We start from the raw sequence: 4,632 nt of genomic DNA on the forward strand, positions 1-4,632 counted from the left end.
CGACGCGCCCGGTCTCCCCCGCGCCGGAGCGGCCGGCGCGGACAGTGCCGCCGTCGCCACCACGGCCCCCGCGATCACCGCGGCGGACGCCCCCGCACGGCTCCCCGCGTGTTTCCCCCTGCTTCCCCGTGGCTGCCCGTCCTCCGGCCCCGCGCCGAGGACCCGTCCGGGCCGATCGCACGGCCGCCCGGTCGGTCCGCCGGTCCGCGTACGCCCCGGGCAGGAGGTCAGACGTCCGCGAGGAGTGTTTCGGCGAGGAACTCCTCCACGTGGGCGAGCACTTGGGGCCGGCCCGTGCCGCGCAGGCCGATCGCCACATGGGTGGAGAGCCCGTCGAGCAGCGCACGGAGGCGGGTCGCGTAACGGTCCGGGTCGACCCGGCGGAACTCGCCCCGGGAGATGCCCTCGGCCAGCAGCGCCACCAGGTCGCGGTGCCAGGCGCCCTCGATGGCGGCCTGCCGGTCGCGGGCGTCGGTTCCGGCGTTCTGCGAGCGGTTCCAGACCTCCAGCCACAGCGTCCAGTGCGGATCGCGGTGGCCGCCCGGGACGTACAGGCCGACGTAGGCGTCGAGGCGTTCGCGCGCGCTGCCGGGACGGGCGAGCAGCCGTGCGCGCTCGGTGCCGAGGCGGCCCTCGCTCCACTCCAGGGTGCGCAGCAGCAGCTCGTCCTTGGACCTGAAGTAGTAGATCAGGTGACCGCTGCTCATGCCGACTTCCCGGCCGAGAGCCGCCATGGTCAGCTGTTCCAGGCCGCGTTCGGCGATCATCGCCATGGCGGTCGCGAGGACGTCCTCGCGAGGCGGCGCGGGGGTGCGGCGGCGGGCGCTCACGCGGCGGCCTCCACGCGGACGGCGTCCGGGACGAGCCGGGTCTCGTAGCCGCTGGTGCAGTCGGCGGCCACGATCGCCACCTCGGCCCCGCACGCGCAGACGTGGTTGGCCCCGGCCCGTCCGTGCGGTCCGCAGCAGCCGGTGAGGCGGCGCCCGTCGGGGTGCGGAACGACGTCCACGACGTCGTCCGGATGCAGCACGTACGTGCCGCGCGGCCCCACCGAGACCAGGAAGCCCCGCTCGTCGGACATCCACATGCCGCCGGGCACGATCCCGTCGTACTCCTCGTCGGGGGCGGCCGGCTCGAACGGCGCTCCGAAGGGCAGCGGATCGACCGCGTACGTCCCGCGCGGCACGCTCGGCGGGCCGTGCCGCCGGCCGTCCGGGCCCGGGAGCCCGTCCCGGCCGGGGCACCCGGGCATCTCGTCGAGCCGGCGGACCGGCCTGGTCAGCCGTGTTCCGCAGGTGGCGCAGAGCAGTACGTTCACCCGTCTGTTCTACCCGACCGCCGTCTTCGGCTGCTGCTGGGTGATGCAGTGGATGCCGCCGCCGCCCGCGAAGACGGCGCGCGCGTCGACGAGCGTCACCGTGCGCTCGGGGAAGAGGCGGCGGAAGATCCCGGCCGCGGTGCCGTCGCGCGGGTCGTCGAAGCCGCAGAGCACCACGCCGCCGTTGCAGAGGTAGTGGTTGATGTAGGAGTAGTCGGCCCAGCGTCCGTCGGCCTCCAGGACGGTCGGGGCGGGGACCTCGACGACCTCCAGGCGGCGGCCGCGCGCGTCCGTCTGCGACCTCAGCAGGCCGACGGTCTCCTTGGTGACCTCGTGGTCGGGGTGGGCCGGGTCGGGCTGCACATGGGCCACGACCACACCGGGGCGGGCGAAGGCCGCGACGATGTCCACATGGCCGAGGGTGCCGAAGCCGTGCGGGGGATAGTCGCCGGTGAGGCCGCGCGGCAGCCAGATCGCCTTGCGGGTGCCGAGGTGGGCGTGGATCTCCGCCTCGACCCGCTCGCGGGACCAGCCGGGGTTGCGCTCCGGGCCGAGCTGGACCGTCTCCGTGAGCAGCACCGTGCCCTCGCCGTCGACGTGGATCGCGCCGCCCTCGTTGACCAGGGGCGAGGCGTACGTCCGTGCCCCCGCGAGGTCCGAGACGTACGCGGCGATCTTCGCGTCGTGTTCCCAGCGGGCCCACTCCTGGGCGCCCCAGCCGTTGAACGTCCAGTCGACGGCCGCCAGCCGGCCCGCGCCGTCGGTGAGGAAGGTCGGCCCGGTGTCGCGCATCCAGGCGTCGTCGAGGTCCCGCTCGACGGTGTCGACGCCGGGGCCGAGCAGCGCCCGCGCCCCGTCCGACTGGCCGGTGCCGCACACCACCGTCACCGGCTCGAAGCGGCGGACCGCGCGGGCCACCGCCGCCCAGGCGGTCCGGGCTGCGTCCAGCTCGCCGGGGTCGGCGAAGGTGTGGTTGGGGCCGGGCCAGGCCATCCAGGTGCGCTCGTGCGGGGTCCACTCGGCGGGCATGCGGAAGCCGTCGGATGCGGGCGTGTTCATGGGGGTCCTCAGAGGAAGTAGAGGCGGTTGAGGGAGACCGAGTCGGCGGGCCGGGAGCCGAGCGGTTCCCCGTCGAGGGTGACGAGGCCGGTGCGCCGGTCGACGTCGACGGCCCCGGTGCGGGAGTTGAGGCGCAGGTCCGCCGGGCCGATGCCGCGGGTGCCGCGCACGGCGACCCTGCGGCGCCGGGTCGGCATGGTGTCGTGCCCCCGGTCGAGGGCGGCCCGCGCGACGAAGGCGACCGAGAGGTCGGCGGGCGTGGCGCCGTACGCCCCGAACTGCGGTCCCAGGACGAGGGGTTCGCAGGTGTCGGTCGCCGCGTTGGGGTCGCCGACCACCCCGTACGCGGGGAAGCCGGCCTTGAGCACCAGCTGGGGTTTGGCACCGAAGTACTCCGGCCGCCACAGCACGATGTCGGCGAGCTTGCCGGTCTCGATCGAGCCCACCTCGTGGGCGAGACCGTGGGCGATCGCGGGGTTGATGGTCAGTTTGGCGATGTACCGCAGGACCCGCTCGTTGTCGTGGTCCCCGGGCGCACCGAACTCGGCCTTCATCTTCCCGGCCATGGCGAAGGTACGGCGGACCGTCTCGCCCGCGCGGCCCATGCCCTGCGCGTCGGAGGAGGTGATGCCGATGGCGCCCAGATCGTGCAGCACGTCCTCGGCGCCCATGGTCCCGGCGCGGATGCGGTCGCGGGCCATGGCCGCGTCGCCGGGCAGGTCGGTCTTGAGGTCGTGGACGGAGACGATCATGCCGTAGTGCTCGGCGACCGCGTCCCGGCCGAAGGGCAGGGTGGGGTTGGTGGAGGAGCCGATGACGTTCGGCACGCCCGCCATCTTCAGCACGTTGGGGACGTGTCCGCCGCCGCAGCCCTCGATGTGGAAGGCGTGGATGGTGCGCCCCTCCAGCACCCGCAGGGTGTCCTCGACCGACAGGCACTCGTTCAGGCCGTCGCTGTGCAGGGCGACCTGGACGTCGTGCTCCTCGGCGACCCGCAGCGCCGTGTCCAGGGCCCGGGTGTGGGCTCCCATGTCCTCGTGCACCTTGAAGCCGGACGCGCCGCCCTCGGCGAGCGCCTCGATCAGCGGCGCCTCGTGGGACGACGAACCCCGGCCCAGGAAGCCGATGTTGACCGGCCAGGCGTCGAAGGCGCCGAAGGCGTGCCGCAGCGCCCAGGGCGAGTTGACGCCGACGCCCCAGACCGGGCCGAACTCCTGGCCGATGATCGTGGTGACCCCGGAGGCCAGCGACGCCTCCATGATGCGCGGCGACAGCAGATGGACGTGTGTGTCGACGGCTCCGGCGGTGGCGATCAGTCCCTCGCCGGAGACGATCGAGGTTCCCGTGCCGACCACGACGTCCACGCCGTCGAGGGTGTCGGGGTTCCCGGCCCGCCCGATCGAGTGGATCCGCCCCTCCCTGATCCCGATGGAGACCTTCCGGATCCCCAGCACCGCGTCGATCACCACCACGTTGCTGATGACGACGTCGCAGGTCTCCCGTACGGCGGCGGCCTTCAGGTGCAGCCCGTCGCGGGCGGTCTTGCCGAAGCCCGCGAGGAACTCGTCGCCGTACCGCTGGGCGTCGGACTCGACGCGGACGGTCAGCCCGGAGTCGCCGAGCCGGACGCGGTCCCCGGCGCGCGGGCCGTGGGTGGCCGCGTAGGCGTGGGGGGCGATCCGGACGGACTCGCTGATCTCGCGTCCCTTCGAGCGGCTCACCGTCCGCCTCCTTCGGGCCCGTCGGGTGCGGCACCGAGGTATCCGCAGGCCGCCGCCCGACGCAGCGCCTCCTCCCTGGCGCCCGGGGCGTCCAGCGGTCCGTCGACCAGTCCGGCGAAACCGACGGCGACACGTGCGCCGCCCATCGGCACGAGTCCGACCTCACGGGTCCCGCCCGGTCCGAAGCGCACGGACGACCCGGCGGGCACGGCGAGCCGCATGCCGTAGGCGTCGGCGCGCCGGAAGTCCAGGCGCGGGTTGGCCTCGAAGAAATGGAAGTGGGAGGTCACCGAGACGGGCACGGTGGCGGTGTTGGTGACCGTCAGCCGCACCACCGGCTCGGGCTCGGTGTGCGGCGGGCCGGGCAGCAGTGCTCCCGGGGCCCGCTCCCCGAGTCCGCCGCCGATCGGGTCGGAGACGACCGCGAGCCGGGAGCCGTCGTCGAAGACCGCCTCGACGTGCACCTCGGTGACCACGTCCGCCACTCCGGGCAGCACGTCGTCGGGCCCGAGCACCGACCGGCCGCGCTCGACG

General features: G+C 74.4%; 5 protein-coding genes. All 5 read right to left on the reverse strand.

Annotation, left to right across the window (positions count from 1 at the left end; translation table 11 throughout):
• Nucleotides 1-227 precede the first annotated feature (227 nt).
• A complete protein-coding gene (locus B7767_RS25000; RefSeq protein WP_256923559.1) occupies nt 228-830 on the reverse strand; it encodes a TetR/AcrR family transcriptional regulator in 603 nt (200 codons plus the stop codon).
• On the reverse strand, nt 827-1,318 hold the full coding sequence (locus tag B7767_RS25005) for a hypothetical protein (RefSeq protein ID WP_085574170.1): 492 nt from the start codon (nt 1,316-1,318) through the stop codon (nt 827-829). The genes B7767_RS25000 and B7767_RS25005 overlap by 4 nt, the downstream gene beginning before the upstream one ends.
• Before the next feature lie 9 nt (nt 1,319-1,327).
• The gene (locus tag B7767_RS25010; RefSeq protein ID WP_085574171.1) at nt 1,328-2,377 is read right to left on the reverse strand and encodes an agmatine/peptidylarginine deiminase; all 1,050 of its coding nucleotides are present in this window, start codon (nt 2,375-2,377) and stop codon (nt 1,328-1,330) included.
• Nucleotides 2,378-2,385: 8 nt separating this feature from the next.
• The gene (locus B7767_RS25015; RefSeq protein ID WP_179167274.1) at nt 2,386-4,056 is read right to left on the reverse strand and encodes an urease subunit alpha; all 1,671 of its coding nucleotides are present in this window, start codon (nt 4,054-4,056) and stop codon (nt 2,386-2,388) included.
• 38 nt (nt 4,057-4,094) lie between these two features.
• Nucleotides 4,095-4,632: urease subunit beta (locus B7767_RS25020; RefSeq protein ID WP_085574173.1), on the reverse strand; the 538-nt coding region annotated here is incomplete at its 5' end.

Source organism: Streptomyces sp. 13-12-16, assembly GCF_002114215.1.
GTDB lineage: Bacteria > Actinomycetota > Actinomycetes > Streptomycetales > Streptomycetaceae > Streptomyces.

Coding starts and splice junctions, on each gene's coding strand:
- B7767_RS25010 (WP_085574171.1), bottom strand. CDS start 2,377: ATGAACACGCCCGCATCCGACGGCTTCCGCATGCCCGCCGAGTGGACC.